The organism is Pseudomonas sp. NPDC087029 (genome assembly GCF_044745345.1).
GTDB lineage: Bacteria > Pseudomonadota > Gammaproteobacteria > Pseudomonadales > Pseudomonadaceae > Aquipseudomonas > Aquipseudomonas faucium.
In genome coordinates this window covers 651103-669922 of sequence record NZ_JBIVAB010000001.1, presented here as the reverse complement: position 1 = coordinate 669922, position 18820 = coordinate 651103, and the positions used below count along the sequence as shown (strand labels likewise).

At 64.8% G+C, this 18820-nt stretch carries 7 protein-coding genes; all 7 read right to left on the bottom strand.

All coding sequences use genetic code 11. From position 1 onward, the window contains the following. Window positions 1-3: 3 nt before the first annotated feature. The 7 genes from ACIPG5_RS03100 to ACIPG5_RS03070 all read right to left on the bottom strand — a co-directional run bounded on the left by ACIPG5_RS03100 (window position 4) and on the right by ACIPG5_RS03070 (window position 18709). Window positions 4-4344 (bottom strand): SpvB/TcaC N-terminal domain-containing protein, encoded by a 4341-nt coding sequence (locus ACIPG5_RS03100; protein ID WP_401373268.1) that lies wholly within the window; start codon window positions 4342-4344, stop codon window positions 4-6. 85 nt (window positions 4345-4429) lie between these two features. Beyond that, window positions 4430-11950 (bottom strand): neuraminidase-like domain-containing protein, encoded by a 7521-nt coding sequence (locus ACIPG5_RS03095; protein WP_401373266.1) that lies wholly within the window; start codon window positions 11948-11950, stop codon window positions 4430-4432. Between the two features lie 256 nt (window positions 11951-12206). Then, on the bottom strand, window positions 12207-12584 hold the full coding sequence (locus tag ACIPG5_RS03090; RefSeq protein ID WP_176511937.1) for a response regulator: 378 nt from the start codon (window positions 12582-12584) through the stop codon (window positions 12207-12209). A 47-nt stretch (window positions 12585-12631) separates the two neighbouring features. After that, the gene (locus ACIPG5_RS03085) at window positions 12632-13858 is read right to left on the bottom strand and encodes an ATP-binding protein (protein ID WP_401373264.1); all 1227 of its coding nucleotides are present in this window, start codon (window positions 13856-13858) and stop codon (window positions 12632-12634) included. Beyond that, window positions 13852-14427 carry a chemotaxis protein CheB gene (locus ACIPG5_RS03080; protein WP_401373262.1) on the bottom strand — a complete coding sequence of 192 codons (576 nt, stop codon included), beginning with the start codon at window positions 14425-14427 and terminating at the stop codon, window positions 13852-13854. Before ACIPG5_RS03080 ends, ACIPG5_RS03085 begins: the two co-directional genes overlap by 7 nt. After that, a complete protein-coding gene (locus tag ACIPG5_RS03075) occupies window positions 14424-15245 on the bottom strand; it encodes a protein-glutamate O-methyltransferase CheR (protein WP_176511934.1) in 822 nt (273 codons plus the stop codon). The genes ACIPG5_RS03080 and ACIPG5_RS03075 overlap by 4 nt, the downstream gene beginning before the upstream one ends. Next, complete coding sequence (locus ACIPG5_RS03070) at window positions 15242-18709, bottom strand: response regulator (RefSeq protein WP_401373260.1); 3468 nt, start codon at window positions 18707-18709, stop codon at window positions 15242-15244. Before ACIPG5_RS03070 ends, ACIPG5_RS03075 begins: the two co-directional genes overlap by 4 nt. Window positions 18710-18820 lie beyond the last annotated feature (111 nt).

The window sequence follows — 18820 nt, the reverse complement described above, 5'->3', positions numbered from 1 at the left end:
CAGTCAGGCCGTGTCGTTCTCGTCTTCGGCGACCGTGAACCAGGGGTAGTAATGGCTACGCCGCTGCCAGCCGGCCGCCGTGAGCACCCGCTGCACACGCCCCAGGGCGTCGTACAGGTGGGTATCGACGTAGAGCCCTTCGCGGGCGCTGTCATCCTTCACGTATCGCCAGTCATCGAGGTAGTACGGCAACCAGGTCCGCACCGGCTGGCCTTTGTTGTCGTATTCGCACTTGCCACTGACCGCCCAGCGCCGTGGCGTGGTGCGGACCCGCGCGGCGCCGCTGGCATCGCGTTCGAGGCCGCCGGCCGGGTTGCGCACCAGCGCGTCGCCTGGCGCACTCAGCAGCGAGGTCTGCAGCAGGCGCCCTGCGCCGTCGCTGAGGGTCACGCTCAGGCGCAGTTGCTGCTCGGGGTCGCCGTCGTAGCGGTCGGTCTGCAGGGTGATGACATGCGGCGGCTCGCGCTCATCGCTGAGGTCCATGGCGGGCAGCTGGCCGGCCTTGAGCAGGCGGCGCAGCGCCAGTTCGCCCATTCGGCCTGGCAACCTGTGCCCCTGCGCATCACGTGCGTGCGGCATCCAGCTGTCGGCGACCACGCGATGCGCCCAGGCGACCGGGACCTCACCGCGCTTGAGGGCGAGGATGGCGTCTACCGTGTCCGGCAGGGTGAATGACCGGCCGCTGCGATAGCCGGTCGGCAGGCCATGCTCGGTGCCCTGGAAGCGGCTCTGGGTCACCCGCCCCAAGGCATCCAGGCTGACCTGGTGCAGGTTGTCGTTGGCATCGGTCAAGGCCACCGGGGTGAGGAAGCGCCAGTCATGTTGCACGTGGGTTGCCAGCCCGGCGGCATCCACCAGCTTGCGCACCTGCAGCGCGTGCGGGCTCCAGTGGATGCGCAGCTCGCCTGCCTGTTCATGGGCACGCAGCGCGGCCAGGCGATGGAAGTGTTGCGCATCCAGGTAGCGGGCCAGGTCGTGCCGGCTGGCCTGCACGCGCTTGCCATCTTCGGCCAAGGCGACTAGGTGATAACCGCCCTGGGCATGCCACAGGGCCACTTCCTGCGCCGACAAGCTGGCCTGGAGCGTCTCCAGGGTCGCCTGTTCGAGCACGGCGACTTCGCGGTAGGCCACCAGGGCCTGGCGGTTCGGCAGCGGGGTCGGCTGCCCCTGGGCATCGCACCACTGCTGGCGCTGATACCCCGTCAAGGTGGCATCGGCCAGGCGTTCCAGCGGGCTGCCTGGCGCCAGCAGGTGCTCCACGCACAGCCCATCCTCTGCCGCTGCCAGGGCGGGCAGCGCCAGCACATCGCTGCGCGACGCTTGCAGCAGCCCGCAGCGGTGCGTGTGGCCGTCTTCCAGGTGTTGAACGCGGTTGCGCCACAGCTCAAGCCACAAGGTGTTTTGCTGCGGATCGCGGGCATCGGCCTCCAACCCCTGGGGCAGGCTGGCGGGATAAGGCGACGGGGTGACAGCGGCGCGCCGTGGGTAATGCACGTGGGCGTGCTCAATGACATGGCCGTGGCTGTCCTGCTGCAGCACCAGGGTCTGGGTGATGCGCGGGTCCGCGGCGATGCGTTCGGTGGTGAATACCAGCGCCTCCACCGCCGTGACCAAAGCGGCAGGCCTGTCGGGGTCGGCCGTTTCGTAGGCCCGCACCTGCCAGCGCTGGCGCTCGATGCAGTAGGGCACATCGGCCCGTTCACTGGCGTCCAGGCCGTAGGTTTCACTGCGCAGCTGGGCGCCGCGCAAGGCGCGAAGCAACCAACGACGGGCGGCGCCCTGGGGTTCAAAGGCAACCTCGCGGTCGCCCTCAAGGCGCGTGAAGCGCGTGCCCCGCAAGGCAAAGGCCAGCTCTGCGCTGCCCTGCCCGGCAAAACCCTGCAGCGCGATGCTGTCTGGCGCCTCTACCCCACTGAGGCACCAGTGGCGCACCTGTGCAGGTGGCGAGCGCTCGGCAGCCGTGCCCTGGGCATCGCTGAGGGTGTCGGTTTGCACCCACTGCATGAAGCCGCGAAATTCACGCTCGACGGGGTCCCACACGGCGCAGCGATAGTCCATGCCACTGGCCGTGCGCAGGCCGCTGATGTCATCCACAGTGGTGACCTGCGACACCGTGTGCACCGGGAATGGCAAGCGGCTGACCGCCTTGCGGCCCTGGCGCTGCAGCTCAAGCTTTTCGTCCAGCCAGCACTGCGCGGAGCTTCGGTAATCGAACAACGTGCGGCTGCCGGTGTTGCTGCACACCTCGGCGAGCAACCAGGGGCGTCGGTCATTGAAACGCAGCACCCAGCTGCGCGGCGTAACGTGCGGCACGCTGAGCACCAGCTCGGCAGTGCCCTGGCCGCGCAGATCGACCGCCTGCAGCTTGCAGGTCGAATCCAGCACGACGCCTTCGGGCGCCGCGATGGGCTCGGCTTCGACGAAGCGGTTGCCGTTGTGGCTGACGAATACGCGGACGCGATCAGGCTCTGCATACAGCAGGTCGGTGGTGCCGCTGCCGTCGGTATCTGCCAGCAACACGCGGGCGGCGTTGAAGTGTTCGATGGCGAAGCCGGGCATGTGCACCGGGCCTGCAAAGCGGCCATGGCCCAGCATCGGCCAATAGGTGACGCCATCGCCTGTGACTTCGACCCACTGCTGCAGGCCGCTGCCCGCGAGGTCGGCGAAGGCCACCAGGCGATGTTCGCCCCCGGCCAGGGGCAGTGAGGGGCCGGGGTGGATGTGCTGCGCCGGTTGCCAGCCGCTGCCGCGTACCCGGGGCGACAGGCGCACGCTGCGCGGGCCGATCATCACCAGGTCCTGCAGCCCGTCGCCGCTGAGGTCAGCCAGCTGCGCCATGCCATGGGCCAGCTCGCTGGGGATTGCATCGGCCGCAATGAAGTCGCGCCACTGCCCATCCGGCGCCAGGGTGAAGCTGCCGCGCAGCCCCGGCACGTTGACCAGCCATTGCGGCTGGCCGTCGGCGTCGAGGTCGGCCAGCAGGCCCGTGCCCTGGGGTGGCGCGCCCGGCAATGCCTGCGCCAGCCCCCAGGTCACGCCGTCGCTGCCGGCAGCGCTGTCGCGCTGCGGCGCCCGATACAGCCAGGCGCCTGCGTCCTGGTACAGCAAGCCGGGCAAGCCCTCGCCATGCAAGTCCGCCAATTGCCAATGCGGCGCACAGAAGCCGTCGAGCGCGGGCAATGCGTCCCAGCCTGGCTGCGCGCGCCCAGGGCGGCTGTGCTCGAACTCCACCGGTGGCAACCACTGCGCGGTGCCATCCGCTTCATAGGCAACCTGCTGCGCTGCCACCAGCAGCGAGGCGATACCCGAGGTGTCGTACTCAAGGTGCAAGCGCGAAACCAGCTCGGGCCGTGGGTCCTGCTGGCCTGCCATCAGGCCAGTGCGGTGCCAGAGCAGCACCTCGTGACAGAGGCGCCTTACCCGCTTGTCGAAACCCCAGCGCCAGTTTGAAAAGCAATCCTGGCGCAGCGCCCAGGGCGCTTGTGGGGCAAACGCGGGCGGGGTGTGCAGGCCCACGCCCCGCTCGCCGTAGTCCAGCTGCATCAGGGTCATGAAATCATCTTCGCGAAAGGCCTGCTCGGGGATGAGCAATGCCTGGCGCGCCGTGGCATTCATGGCGTGCACGGCAACCAGGTAGGTGTTGGCCACCTGCGGATGCATGACGCGTTCATGCTCATCGCAACCGGCCTGGTCTTCGCTGCGGTAGCGGTAGACCACATGTTCCCCGCTGGCACTGACCGTTTCCTCGGCAAACCAGCACGCCACCTGCGCTGGCGCATCGGGTTTGGCCACCCGCGCCGAGGGCGACCAGCCAAACAGGGTGATGCTGCCATCGGCATGGTAGTGCAGCCAGAAGCCCGGCGAACCGGGGCTGGCCTGCGCACGCCAGTGCTCCAGGCGCTGGTCGCGGCCGCCGCTGCGCGGTACCCAGGCCGTGACGGTGTGCGCGGCAGGCACATCGGAAAACGGCAAGCTGGCGACTTGGCGCGCAGCGCCCTTGTCGAGCAGGATTTCCTCGCCGTCCGGCCCTTGCCAGCGATCACTGTCGGCGTAACGGGGGATACCCAGGCGCTCGATGCGGCAGATGCTGGGCGGCGAGCAGTGCCAACCGGCACCGAACGCGCCGTTGCCCGCTGTGGAACGGTAGGCCAGGCTCAACTGCGGCGTCAGCTCGCGCCCGGCCGGCAGCGGCAAGGGCAGCGACCAGCCGGCGGCGCCATCGGCGCTGCCGGCAGACAGCATGCCGCCGCCTGCCGAAACGCTACCTCCGCCCTTGGGCAGCGCGGGTGGGCTGAACACAGGTTGGCCACTGGCACCCGCTGGGGTGACAGACATATCGATCATGGTGGTGCTCCTCGATGACCCTGGCGCCATGGCGTCAGGGGCAGGCAATAGGGGCGAAGGCACCGCAGTGCCTTCGCAAGGGGCGTCAGCGCACGGTGAATTGCACGTGCAGGATGATGTCGCTCAGCCGCTCCAGCAGCGCCCGTTGCTCACCCTTGGCCTGGGCGAAGTTCAACGTCAGCGTGGTCTGGTCGGCAGGGTCATCGGCCTTGGCAATGTGCAGCCCTTCGAACGGCAGCAACTGCGCGCCCTGGCGCATGAACGGGTAACCGTTGAGCTGGCTGAACTGGCCGGTGTCCTGCACCGCATGCGAGATGCTGCACTGCTCGCAGCCGACGGGCAGGCCTTGGGCGTTGGTCAGCAACCGCGCATGCACATCCTGGTAAGGCCCAAGCAGTGCCGGCAGCGATACCGCGATGCTGCGTATGCGCCGCGCCGCAGCGGTTTCGAAGCCTGCAGCCAGGTTCAAGGCCTTGAGGTCGAACTGGATCGACAGCACCTCGCCCGCCGCCAGCGCCAGGCTGCCGGCCTCGACCTGCACGCTGTGGCCGGCAACGATCGCCTTGACCGCAGCGCCCAGGCCGACAGCTTCAGTACCCACCTTGAGCTTGCCTTCGAAGAGCTTGGCCAGCGACACCGTGCGGGTGACCTCCAACTCGCGCTTGTGCCACTTGGTCCAGGCCGACTCCATCTGCCCGAGCGCCAGCATCAGCCCTTCGCCACACAGCAGGCCCGCCCAGGCGCTGTTCCAGGTGCCGGTGCGCAGGTAGGTGGCGTTGTCACCTTTTTCCCATTGCAGGGCCTTCTGCGCCATCAGGCAGCGCGACACCGCAAGGTCGTAGTAGGTGTAGAAAATGCTCGCCAGGCGCGCGCGCAGCCAGCTGTACATGGCCTTGCCGGTGAACTTGCCCTGGTACAGGGCCAGCTGGGCCTGGGCATGTGCGGCCTGGGTCTGCAGGTGCGCCACCTGCATCTGCGCGGAGGTTTCGCGCACGGTCAGGGCCTGCAGTTGCGCCTCGACGGTTGCCATCTGCTTTTGCGCCGATTGGTACTGGAACTTCCAGTCGGCACGACGGCGTGCATAGATTTCTTCCTGGGTGATACGGGTTGCGGCGATACCCAGCATTTTGGACTGCGTGGATAAGCCGTAGGCCACCGCCTTGAGCGCTTCTTCGGGCTTTTGGCCACCGTTGGCAAGACCAAAGATGTTGGGGAACGCGGCAACGACCGCCGAGCCGGCCATGGCCACGGCTTCCCCCGCCGATGCCACGCCAGAGGCGGTTTGCAGCTTCAGCGCCTGGTTTTCCCGGTCGCTGATATTGCCTTGGTAAAGCCCCAGGTAGTAGTCACGGCTGAGCGTTGCCGCAGCCAGCGAGCTTTCCAGGGTGGCGCGTTCGGCGGCCAACTCCTTTAGCGTCTGCTTGTACAGGCCGACGTTGCTGTCGGCCAACTCCGCCCCCTGGCTGGCCAGCAGGCCAGCCAGGGCCTCGGCATCCTGGTGTTCGAGAATCCCTTGCAGGGTGCTGCCGAACTGCATGAGCTGGGCCGCCATGCTGCGGGCACCTTCGAGCAGGACGCTAAAGCGCAGCGCTGGCACATCATTTACCTGGGGCAGCCCACGCTCGCCACCGGCCTGTGCTGCGATTTCTGCCGCCAGCAGCGCCTTGGGGTCGGCGGGGGTCGCATACAGCGGCAGGTTCAGCGGCTGGCCATCGAGGGTCAGGTTGTGGCGCAGGTTGTACTGGCGGATGCGCAGCCCCTCCCAGTAGTCGAGCATCACCCGGTTGACCTCGGGCAGGAACTGGCTGCTAGCGTCGGCGGCTGCGGCCTGGCCGAGCATGGGTTCGACCCAGGTGCTGTTCGGCGGTGTCCAGGGTGCATCACCCAGCAGGCTCAAGGCGCGCTGGTACCAGCTGCTGGCTTCGCTGAGGGTGTCGCGCTGCAGCTTGCGGTAGGCGGCGTCGCCGCGGCCGATGCCGATGTCCAGCAAGCGCATGAACACATTGAGCTTGTAGTGCACCGGGTTGTTCTGGGCCACGGCGTCCGGGTCCAGCGCCAGCAGTGGTTCGTCGTTCCAGCTGCTGTTCTCTTCCAGCGGCCGTACCTTCCACATGCGTTGCGCGCTGCCTGCCTGGGTGGAACCTGCCGGGTCGTAGACATGCTTGAGCCACTGCTCGGCCAGATCGAAGCGCTCTTCCTGGAGGAAGCGCTGCATCACCAGCATGGGCGTGTAGTAGAACAACTCCCAGAAATACAGGGCGTTGGCGCCGGTGAAATCCATGCGGTTGCTGGTGTTGTGGCCGAATGCCTGGACGCTGAGCACTGCGTCCTTGGACAGCCTGTTACCCTCGACAGACGGGGCGCGAACATCCGAGTCACGCAGAACCTGCAGCGTCTGGCTGTGGATCACGATGCTCTCGTTTTCTCTGGCCTGGTAATGCTTGGCGCTGTATTGAATCTCCAGGTGATAGGCCTGTTCGGTGCCATACACGCCTGCAGACTCGATCAGTACATCAGCCTGCACCACGGCGTTGTTACGCAGCTCGCCCAACCAGAGCTCGGTGCGCGTGTTCGCTGCCGTGACCAACAAGACCCTGGCCCAACGCGCAGCGCCATGCGCGGCCGCCTTGTGGGGAGGCAGGGTCAGGCGCACCAGCACGCCAAGGTCAGGCTCGGCAATCTGTTGGGTGTCATGGCTGAGGATGGTGTCGATACCGGTGACGGCTCTTACCGTCAGTTCCCGGGCGAACAGGGTGTTGAGCCGGCTCATGTACCCTCTGTGCGCGAGGTACTGGGCACCTTGGCCAGTGGTGCCGATGATGGCGGTCTTGAATACATCGCCATCCTTGTACACCTTGAGGGTGTAGAAGCGGGTGTTGCCGTTGCCGAACTGGAATTGGATTCGGTGCAGGGCTTCACTGCCGCCCTCCCACTCGGCAACGTTGCCGAGCCGGGCCGTCGTATTGAAGGTGACCAGCGCCTGCCCCGTCGCCAGGTCGTAATCGCGCGTGGCGTGCACGGTTCTGTAGCGTCTGTTGTCAACGCTGTAGATTCTGCAGAACACTTGCGCGGCAGGCACCTTGGCCTGGCTGAAGACATACTGCCTGGGGGCGATGGTTTCCTGCCCGAACCCACCTGGGTATGCCAATGCCTGAGTGACGCCGAGCGGCGGGCGATGGACATAGCCGGTAGCACCACGCGTCGAGAAGCGCACCTGCAGGCCCGTCAGCGGATAATTCGCCGTCACTATCCTGTAGCGGCCTATGAACGCGCGGCCAGCAGCAGTCGGCTCCTCATGCAACGGATAATCCAGCGCGTTGCTCACACCGTCGCTTATCCCTGCAAGCGCGCTTGCGTCTGCAAACTGCGCCCTCATGCGCTCGCTGCTGATGCACAGGTACCCCCAGTCATGCCCCGCTTCCTTGTGCACCAGGAAGGCACCGTGGCCACTGCGAACCAAGCCCTGCACAGACGCCGTAGCCAGAACCGGGTAGCGCTCGACCAGTGCTGCAACCCACGGGTTGGCAACGGCCGGGCGCGGGACCCGAATCGATAACTGGGTGCGCAAGGACAGGCTGTAGGTGGCGTCATCGACCTCTGAAACCCGGGCATCGTGAAGCTGCGCGGCAAAACTGTTAAAGCCCGCAGGGATTGCCGAACCGCTAGCCACCGGCATGCGCAGTTCGGCCTGAGGAACCCCCAGGCCGTCGAAGACTGCACAGGTGCCAGTTTCCCCAGCCGTGTCCAACCAGTGCTGAACCCGCCCAAGGAAGGGGGCGATCGCAAGCGCATTGCCGCTGAAATCCTCAAGGATATGCAGGCCAGCAATGGCAGTGCCCTGGACACGGTCATAGATACCCATCAACAGCCCTTCGCGCTCCGGCCAGGCGGACAGAAACAGCGAGAGGCGTTCCAGGCGCGCTGGCTCGTTAGCGTCGACGCTGAGCGGGTAGTCGATGGGCGCACTCCACTTGCCGTCGTAACGCAACCAGGCAAGCTTGAACGACCAGCGCCATTCACGTACCGCCGGCTGCCCGTTGTTGCTGCGGGTGATGACCTGCTCCTGGCGCTCGACCCAGCCCAGGTGCAGCCTGCCCTTGAACACCACGGGCCTTATCAGCCGCCCCTGCACCTGCGGCGCCAGTTCGATCTTGCTCCAGGCACTCCAGGCATTGGCCGGGAATACGCCTTGTGCACCACGCTTGGCTTCGTTCACCGTGCGCCACCAGTAATGGCGAGGCTCACCACGGCTACGCCCGACGAACCAGCACTTGCCTCGATCGGCCTCGCGGCTGTCGTGATAGGCACTGATGGTCTCGAGGTTGGCCACTTCCTCGAACGCGCTGAGGTAGCCGTGGAAGGCGTCGCCCACCGTGTCGTCGTTGATCTGCGCCTGGCCCAGGGCCTGCAGCATGTCGTCCATTGCCTGGGTCTGCCCCAGGCGCAGCGTCGGGTCGATGTAGTTTTCCGGGTAGTACATCAGCATCTGCCCTGCCGCCCAGGTGGCGTAGGTGGCGTTCCAGCGCGTCCAGTCGAGGAAGAACTGGCGGCTCAGCACGGCCTGGCGCACAGCTTGTGGGTCTTCAGGCGTGGACAGGGTGCGGTGGATGAACTGCTGCAGGGCCGCCAGGGCTTCGGCGATACGGCTGCTGATCACCTGCTCGGTGTTCAGTACATCCAGTAACAGGTGCTGGTTGAGCCCTTGCACGGTGAAGTTCTCCCGCGCCGTGAGCACGCCCGTCAGCGCCAGGCTGAACGGCCGCTCGGTGGCGGCATGCGCCACTTTTGCCTGCGTCGGGGTCAGGCTTGCCTGCAAAGCATCCGCCGCTGGCTGCCATTTGCCCCAGTCGTCATCCAGGGCCAGCAGCGCTGACAGGGTTGCCGGCATCACACCATAGGCTTGGGCCAACGATGCCCACTGCAGCAGCACTTCGATCTCTTGCCAGCTGCATACGCGATCCTCCGCTCGCAGGTCCTCCTTGTCATGTGCCGCCTTGGCTGCTTGTTGCAGTGCTTGCAAGGGAACACCCGCTGCCATCGCAAGCTGACTCAATGCAACGCCCCGGTCCATTTCGCCCAGCAGGGCACCGCCAGCACCCGCTGGGTCAGCAAGCCGGGTCAGCCACACACTGAAGTTGCCGAGCGAGACGATGGTCTGCACGTCCCTGCGCAAAACAACGCCGGCACTGTCCGCCGCCCTGGCCGACAGCAGCGCCGGCTTTTCCACCAACAGGCGCAGCACATCACCCTTCACCTCGCAGGCGTGCACAATCAGCGCCATTTGCGCGAGGCCGAAGGCGAAGTCGACCAGGTTACGTGCAGGGCTCGCCGACGCAGCGGTCTCTCGCAGGCTTTTACATGCCTGCTGCAAGGTCAGCTCGCCAGGCTCTACCAGGTTTGCCCACATCAACAGGGCCTTGGCGAGTGCATCACTGCTCAAGTTGAACGTCGACATGACCCGTGGCGAGAGCACGTCGATCAGGCCTTCGACGGTCGGATCACTGGGTAGCTGCGCGGCGTCCAGGGTGCCCTTGAGGTCATTCAACAGATTGACGATTTCAGTACTGGCCGGGATCGTATCGACGGCGCGGGTCATCAGGTGCAGGTCCTGAACCGTCCAGCCACGTTCCCTCATCCAGTCGCAGGTGCTATTCAACTCCTGTAACAGCCGTTGCCAGCCATCGCTGTTCAGCGCTTGCATCGGCTCGCGGACACCGCGCATCTGCAACAGCTGGCGCAGCTCGCCAGGGGCAAGGCCATGATGCCGCGCCCACAGACTCAGGGCATAAATGCCAGACAACTGGGACAGGTCCAGTTTCACGCTGATATTGCTCAGTGCACCACCGTTCATGAGCCGGCCCAGTTCGTACAGCCCCTCATCATCTACCTGGCATGCGCGCTTGAGTGTCGCCTTGATATCGGCATGGTCGCGGGCTTGGCTTGGATGCAGGGAAAGTAGCGTCGTGGAGGTGCTGAAACCACCCTCGACCAACGGCGGATCATTGAACAGGCGGTCGAACTGGCTTTTCTCGCCGTTGCCCGCCGCCTCGGAGATCAGCCCCCGGGCCATCAGCAATGCGTGCTGGTGGTCGATGCCATAACGTGCAACCAGTTGGCCGGTGCGGTAGATGACGGCCAGCGTTTGGTCGGTGATCTCTGTCGGGTCGACGCTCTGCAGGATGTCTTGCAATTGGGCCATGGATAGACCCGTGGCTTTGTACAGGCGAACGAGCTTGTTCAGCGCCAGTACATGGGCCGCTGCCGACAGGCGCTGATAGCTGGCATTGAACGGATGGGAATGGCCGCCACCGCCGCCCGCCAACGACTTGACCCACCGTGTGCGGAGCGTGAAAGCGGCGGGGACATCCTTCCATTCGAAACGTTGGCGATATTCAGTATTGGGTAATAATTCGGTGACCCCGAAGTCTGCCGCCGTGATGTCCAGGGAAAACGCATCGCTGAGGACGAAGCGAACAACACGGCTAACTTTCAGGTTGAACGCCAGTTGCCAAGAGCCATTACCCAGCGGGAAGAGACGGACATAATTCAAGAATGAAGAAGGGCCACTCAGGGTCAGTTTCACGACTTCGTTTTCGACCCGGGTGGTCAAGCTGTTTCCTTCGTACTGCCCGTTATCCAACGCGCCCATGAACCCTTGCAATTGCGCATCCGACAGGCCAAACCAACTGCGTAGCCTTGCCGGTTGCAGCATCGACTCCGGCGTCACCCCCGGAAAGTACTGGGTAAATTTTTCATCGGCGTTGCTCGCGTCGATCACATCGGTCAGCAGTTTGCGCAATAATGCCGGTGGGATGTCATGACGAAGACAGGCCAGCGCAGTGTCGTCCAGGTGCTTGGCAAACTGCGGCGCCGCGTGCAGGCGCGAAAAATCTTCATCGCGCAGGGCCAATACCTGGCGCAGCCGATTGTGTTGAAGATGGTACGGCGTGCCACTGGTGCCAACGTCGCTTGCCAGCGCCTGCAGCAGCTGCTCGTCGCTCGACTCCGGGCTGCCCGGTACGGCAAGCGCGCGGCGCGCACGGCTGAGCAGAATTTCGTTGGACAGGCTCAGGGCAGAGAGGGGGGTGTCCAGGTTTTCTTGCCCCAGCAGCAGCTGCTTGAGGTCGGGGCGGCGTTGGTCGATATGCCAGGGGTTCTGTTCTGGGTACAGCATCCTGGCCTGTCGATACAGCGTTGTCAGGTAGGCAGCCGGGGAGAACATCGAACCGACGTCCCCGGGGCTGCAATACTGCCTGGCGCGATCTTGCCGCCAAACTTCATCGGCCGGAGCCTGCAGCGCCCGCGTGCTGAGGGCCCCCGTGGCGGCAGCGGCTTCGGGCAAGGCCTCGATGGGCGGCTCATCGACGTCTTGCATGGCACTGGGTAGCAGTGGCGAGGCACCGATGATGGCGTTTTTCTTTTCAATCAATGCAAGGTCGCAAGCCCCGCGTATTTCATTGTGCAACGCGGTAAGGTCAGTGGTGTGCGCCTCGTCACCCAATTGTTCACGTAGCTCTTCGAGCGAATATTCCCCCAGGCAGGCCAGCGAAGCGCAGTTGCCGTTATCGATCAGGGATTGAAGCTGTTCGGAATAATGTCTAGCCATGGCGATACCCTATGAAAAAGAGGAACTCGACACTGAGTTCGTTATTTCATCAAAGGAGCGCCAATGAAGTTGACGCCCGTACTTCGATCGAAGCGAAAGTACGTGAGGGCGTCAGCTGAAACGACTAGTACATCTGCCAGGCGGGAACTATAACCCCTGGAAACCACCTGTAAGTTTTATGCAACTTTCCAGTCAGTATTTTCTATATACGGTCAGTACCTGTGACAGCCGCCTTGCCGGCCACAGGCCGGCAAGTTCAGCGCAACAGCGTTTGAATCTGCTGGTGCAAGGTATCCAGGTCGAACGGTTTGGCCAGGATCGGCGCCTTGCGCGCGATCGGGCTGCCGGATTCGAGGATTTCCGCCGGGTACCCGCTGATGAAGATCACCTTCAAGTCCGGGCGCAACTTCACCGCAGGCTCGGCGATCTCCACCCCGGAAATACCACCCGGCAGGCGGAAATCGGTGACCATCAGGTCCAGGTGCGGCTTGCTCGCCAGGATCGCGAACGCCTGTTCGCCGTCTTCGGCCACCAGCACGTGGTAACCCTCGCCGGCCAGGTAGTCGCGCAGGATCATGCGGATCGCAGGTTCATCCTCGACCACCAGTACCACATCTTGTGCATCTTCACTCATGACTACAACGCCTTGAAATTCATACAGTTGGCCATCTGACCCCAGGCTTACGCAGAGGTTGCCCGCGCCTGGTCGTTTTGTGCAGCCGGTGCCGCCAGCGGCAGGAGCAGGCTGAATGTAGCGCCCCTGCCCTCCTCGCTTTCCACCAGAATGCGCCCGCCATGGGCCTGGACGATCTGCTCCGAGATGTACAGCCCCAGGCCCAGGCCACAGCTGGCCTGATGCGCGGCAACCCGCTCGAATTGCTGGAAGATCCGCTGCTGGTTGGCGGCGCTGATGCCGATGCCCTGGTCCTGCACCTGCACCCAGGCCATGCCCTCGCGGGCAAACACCCGCACCTGCACCGGGCGCCGTTCGCCATAGCGCAATGCATTGGACAACAGGTTGGCCAGCACTTGTTCAATCCGAAACTCGTCCCACTCGCCTTGCAGCGCCTCGCAGCTCTGCAACTCGATGAAGGTGTCCAGCGCCGTGGCCTGGGCGGTGAAATTCTCCACCAGGCCACGGGCCAGCTGGCCCAGGTCGAACAGCTTGGGCCGCAGCGACAGCTTGCCGGTGCGGATGCGCGACACATCGAGCATGTCTTCGATCAGCCGGATCAGGCTGTTGATCTGCCGCTCGTCGCGCTCGACCATGGCCTGCAGCTTGTCGGCGCCGAAAGCGTCGAGGTTGCCGCGGGCCAGGTGCATCTTGCGCAGCTGGGTTTCCAGGATCAGGCCGTTGAGCGGCGTGCGCACCTCGTGGGAGACGATCGACATGAAGTCGTCGCGCATGCGCACCGCCCGCTCCAGCTCGCCCTGGGCCACCTGCAGCTGGGCCAGCAACTGCGCCTGCTGCTCGCGGCTGTGCTCCAGGGCCTGCAACTGGCGGTCGAGGACCTTGCGCTGGCGGTACAGGTCGACGAACACCGACACCTTGCTTTTCACCGCCATGGTCTCGAGCGGCTTGTGCAGAAAGTCCACCGCGCCGCTTTCGTAGCCCTTGAAGGCATAGTTCATCTCGCGGCCGGCAGCGGTGACGAAGACGATCGGGATATTGCGGGTCTTTTCCGTGCCGCGCATCAGCTCGGCCAGCTCGAAACCGTTCATGCCCGGCATCTGCACATCGAGGATGGCCAGGGCGAACTCGTGCTCGAGCAACAGCGACAGCGCAGCTTCCGCCGACTGGGCCTGATGCACCTCGCGGCCTTCACCCTGGATCAGGGCATCGAGGGCCAGCAGGTTTTCCGGCAGGTCGTCGACGATCAGCAGTTTGGCAGTGATGGGGCTTAGCATGCGCTGGATTCCAGGTTTGCGAGCAACTGCTCGATGCCGCTCAGAGAAAGTATATGGTCGGGCTGGTGCAGGGCCAGTGCGGCCTCGGGCATCAACGCCACCTGTGCGTCGCGAGGGTCCTGGACCACGGTCCGGCCGCCGCTGTTCTTGATGTAGGCAAGGCCCGCGGCGCCGTCCTCGTTGGCCCCGGTGAGGAGGATGCCAAGCAGGCCCTCGCCATACGCATCGGCCGCCGAGACGAACAGGAAGTCGATCGCCGGGCGGGAGAAATGCACCGGGTCTTCCTGGCTCAGCGACAGGCTGAAGTCGCGCTCCACCGACAGGTGATAGCCGGGCGTGGCCACGTAGACCTGCCCGGGGGCGATGGCCTGCTTGTCATGCGCCTCGCTCACCGGCCGCTGCACCCGCCGCTGCAGCACTTCGGCCAGCTGGCTGTGGCGATCGTCGGGCAGGTGCAGCACGCACAACACCGGCGTGGCGAAGCCAGCCGGCAAGCCGCCGAGCACCTGCAACAGGGCCGCGACACCGCCCGCCGAGGCGCCGATCACTACTGCGCGTATGCCGTTCATGTCTTGCGGTAGATCCGTTCAGGCTTGACCAGCGGCTCGAAGTGCTCGCCGTAAGCGGAGAAATCCACCGATTCCTTGCTGCCCAGCACCAGGAAGCCGCGGTGGCACAGCGACTCGTGGAACAGACCCAGCGCCCGGTCCTGCAGTGCCTTGTTGAAATAGATCAGCACATTGCGGCACGACACCAGCTGGGTTTCGGAAAACACGCTGTCGGTGGCCAGGCTGTGGTCGGCGAAGGTCACGTTGTCGCGCAGGCTGCTGTCCATGATGGCGTTGCCGTAAGCGGCCGTGTAGTACTCGGAGAAGTCGCGGCGGCCACCGGCCCTGCGGTAGTTCTCCTCGTACTCGCGCATGCTCTGCATCGAATAGATGCCCTGCTTGGCCTTTTCCAGCGAGCGCGGGTTGATGTCGGTGGCATAGAGGATGGTGCGCTCCAGCAGGCCCTCTTCGCGCAGCAGGATCGCCATCGAGTACACCTCCTCGCCAGTGCTGCAGCCGGCGATCCAGATCTTGATCGACGGCCAGGTACGCAGCAGTGGCACCACCTCGTTGCGCAGCGCCAGGAAGTGACTGGGGTCGCGAAACATCTCGCTGACCGGGATGGTCAGGAACTGCAGCAGCTGCATGAACATCCCCGGGTCGTGCAGCACCCGCTCCTGCAGGCCCGACACGGTGAGGCAGTCGAACTGGCGCAAGGCATGCAGGATCCGGCGCTTGATCGAAGCGCCGGAGTAATCGCGGAAATCGTAGCTGTACTTGAGGTAGATCGCCTCGATCAGCAAGCGGATCTCGATGTCGGTGTTGCGTTCGCTAGTCAAATTCGCTCCAGTTGCGGCAGCCAGACGCGGATCAACGAGAACAAGCGGTCCAGGTCGATCGGTTTGGCCAGGTAATCATTGGCGCCAGCCTGCAGGCAACGCTGCTGGTCGTCCTTCATCGCCTTGGCGGTCACGGCAATGATCGGCAGCTTGCGCCAGCGCGGCTGCTGGCGGATCAGCCGGGTGGCCTCGAAGCCGTCCATCTCCGGCATCATCACGTCCATCAACACCAGGTCGATGTCGTCATGCTGCTCCAGGCGCTCGATGGCCTCGCGCCCGTTGCGGCCGATCTCGACGATCGCCCCCTTGTGCTCCAGGGCACTGGTGAGGGCGAAGATGTTGCGCACATCGTCATCCACCAGCAGCACCTTGCGGCCCTCGAACACTTTGTCGCGGCTGCGCGCGGTCTTGAGCATGCGTTGGCGTTCATGGGACAACTGCGATTCGACTTTGTGCAGGAACAACGTCACTTCGTCGAGCAGGCGTTCAGGCGAGCGCGCACCTTTGATGATGATCGAGCGCGAATACTTGAGCAGCTCGGTTTCTTCTTCGCGGGTCAGGTTGCGGCCGGTGTAGACGATCACCGGCGGGAAGGCGCGGATGTCTTCGGCGGTCATGCGCTTGAGCAGCTCGTTGCCGAGCATGTCCGGCAGCTTGAGGTCGATGATCATGCAGTCGTAGACGTTCTCGCGCAACAGCGCCAGGGCGTCCTGGGCCATGGCCACGGCAGTGATCTCGACATCGTCGTCGCCGATCAGGCGGGCGATGCTCTCGCGCTGCAGGTCGTCGTCTTCGACCAGAAGGATGTGCTTGAGCTTCTGGGTCAGCTTGGCTTCCAGGCGGGCGAACACCTCCTTGAGCTGCTCGCGGCTGGTCGGCTTGACCGCGTAGCCCACCGCGCCCATGTGCATGGCCGCCTCGACGCGGTCTTCCACGGAAATGATGTGCACCGGGATGTGCCGGGTGCCGGCCAGCTCCTTCAGGCGCTGCAGCACGGTGAGGCCGGAATGGTCGGGCAGGCGCATGTCGAGCAGGATCGCATCGGGGATGTACTGGGCCGCCAGGGCGAAGCCTTCGTCGGCGCCCTGGGCCACCAGGCAGCTGTAGCCCAGCTCGTGGGCCAGGTCGAAGAGGATGCGGGCGAAGTTCGGCTCGTCCTCGATCACCAGGATGCAGCGGTTGCTGAACGGCGCGCGCTCACGGTCGTCGGCAAAGGCCAGCGGCGACAGCTTGGGCGCCGACGGCACTGCCACCTTGGGTGCCGGTGGCAGGGTATCGACCGCCGGGCGCAGGCTCAGCGCCTCGAACTCCTCGGCCTCGGCCTCGTAGCGCTCGGGCAGGATCAGGCTGAACACGCTGCCCTGGCCGGGGCTGCTGTCGACGGTGATCTGCCCGCCCAGAAGGTGCGCCAGGTCGCGGGAAATCGACAGGCCAAGGCCGGTGCCGCCGTAGCGGCGGTTGCTGCTGCCATCGACCTGGTGGAAGGCGCCGAAGATCGCCTGCTGCTGGTCGGCGGCGATGCCGATGCCGGAATCGCGCACGGCAAAGACGATGCCGGTGCCGGCCTGGTAGCTGATGGCCAGGCTGACCTGGCCGTGGTCGGTGAACTTGATGGCGTTGGACAGCAGGTTCTTGAGGATCTGCTCCAGGCGCTGGCGGTCGGTGAACAGCGTGGCCGGCACCTGCCCTTCGCTCTTGACCTCGAAACGCAGGCCCTTATGCTCGGCCAGCGGCACGAACATGCCGCGCAGGCCCTCGACCAGGCGCTCCAGCTGGGTGGTCTCGGGGCGCACTTCGAGCTTGCCGGCCTCGACCTTGGCGATGTCGAGGATGTCGTTGATCAGGTTCAGCAGGTCGTTGCCGGCCGAATAGATCGATTCGGCGAACTTGACCTGCTCGCCGCTGAGGTTGCCTTCGCCGTTCTCGGCCAGCAGCTTGGCCAGGATCAGCGAGCTGTTGAGCGGCGTGCGCAGCTCGTGGGACATGTTGGCGAGGAACTCGGACTTGTACTTGCTCGAGCGCTGCAGGTCGTCGGCGCGGGCCTGCAGCTCTTGCTGGGCCTGGCTCAGTTCGTCGTTCTTGCGGTCCAGGGCATCGGTGCGCTCGGACAACTGCTCGTTGGTCTGCTCGAGCTCGGCTTGCTGGGTTTCCAGGTGCGCCTGGGACTCCTTGAGCACCCGCGACTGCTCTTCGAGCTCTTCGTTGGCGGTCTTGAGCTCTTCCTGCTGCACCTGCAGCTCTTCGTTCAGCTGCTGGGTTTCGGCCAGCACTTCCTGCAGGCGCTGGCGGTAGCGGGCGCTTTCGATGGACATGCCGAGGTTGCCGCCAACCCGCTCCAGCAGTTCGTCATCGCGCTCCTGCAAGGGGCGCAGGAAGCCCAGCTCGATCACCCCGTTGATCTGGCCATCGTCGCTGGCCGGCATCAGCAGCGCGCTGCGCGGCAGGCCGCTGCCCAGCCCGGAGCTGAAGTGGTAGTAGTCTTCGGGCAGGTCATCCAGGCGCAGCAGGCGCCCTTCGCGCACGGCCTGGGCCAGCAGGCCGTCGTGGCTGGCCAGCACCTGCTCGCGGGCTTGCTGCTCGGCATCCAGGCCATAGCTGGCCACGCGCACCAGGCGGCCATGGCCGTCGCGCACGTACAGCGCGCCGACCACGCTGCCCAGGTAGCTGGCGAAGAAGCGCAGGATGTTGTCGCCGAGCATGGGCAGGGTCAGTTGCCCCAGCACCTGCTCGGCCAGCTGGGTCTGGCCGTTGCGCAGCCAGGCCTGGTGTTCCAGGCGCTCGGCCGAGCGTTGCTGGGCCTTGAGGTTGTCATCGTAGCTGCTCGACAAAGCCAGCAGGTCGCGCCGGCCGAGGTAGGCGAGCAAGCCGCTGAGGCCGACGATGAACAGCACGAAGGCGGTGATGGCGGTTACCGTGACGCTGCTGACCTTTTCATTGCGGGCCATGCGCAGTTGCTGTTCGGTGCCGACCAGGTCGTCGAATTCCTTGCGGATTTCGTCGGTGATGCGCTTGCCGCGGCCATTGCCGACGGCCTCGCGGTAATCGCCGCCCTTGCGACGCTGGGCGATCATCTCGCCGCCAAAGTCGTTCCAGGCTTGCTGCAAGGCGATCAGGCGGTCGATGCGGTCGACCTGCTGCGCATTGTCTTCGACCATGCCGCGCAAACTCTGCAGGCTGCCGAGGATTTTCGGCTTGGCTACCTCGTAGGGGTCGAGGAAGCGCTCGTCGCCGGTGATCAGGAAGCCGCGCATGCCGGTTTCCATGTCGATCGAAAGCTTGACCGTTTCATTGGCATTGCCGATGACCCGGTCGGTGTGCTCGACCCATTGCATGGCCGACAGCAAGTAGTTGATCACCGCGACGAAGGCTACGGCTCCGAGCAGGCCCAACCCTAGCGGCAGGCCTATGTTGCGGCTCAACAGCTTGCGAAAGCTGCGTTGGTCCATCGAGGCTGCTTGAATCATCTGAAAACGCCCGAGCGAAAAAGTCCATGGATCAGTGTGGCGGCCGAAGCCTGGTTTGTCTGCCGCTGCGCTCACCGGTTAACCCGCGAGTCTAACCAGCTTTGCCGGCTT

Coding starts and splice junctions, on each gene's coding strand:
- ACIPG5_RS03100 (WP_401373268.1), bottom strand. CDS start 4,344: ATGATCGATATGTCTGTCACCCCAGCGGGTGCCAGTGGCCAACCTGTG.
- ACIPG5_RS03080 (WP_401373262.1), bottom strand. CDS start 14,427: ATGAACGGCATACGCGCAGTAGTGATCGGCGCCTCGGCGGGCGGTGTC.
- ACIPG5_RS03085 (WP_401373264.1), bottom strand. CDS start 13,858: ATGCTAAGCCCCATCACTGCCAAACTGCTGATCGTCGACGACCTGCCG.
- ACIPG5_RS03070 (WP_401373260.1), bottom strand. CDS start 18,709: ATGATTCAAGCAGCCTCGATGGACCAACGCAGCTTTCGCAAGCTGTTG.
- ACIPG5_RS03095 (WP_401373266.1), bottom strand. CDS start 11,950: ATGGCTAGACATTATTCCGAACAGCTTCAATCCCTGATCGATAACGGC.
- ACIPG5_RS03090 (WP_176511937.1), bottom strand. CDS start 12,584: ATGAGTGAAGATGCACAAGATGTGGTACTGGTGGTCGAGGATGAACCT.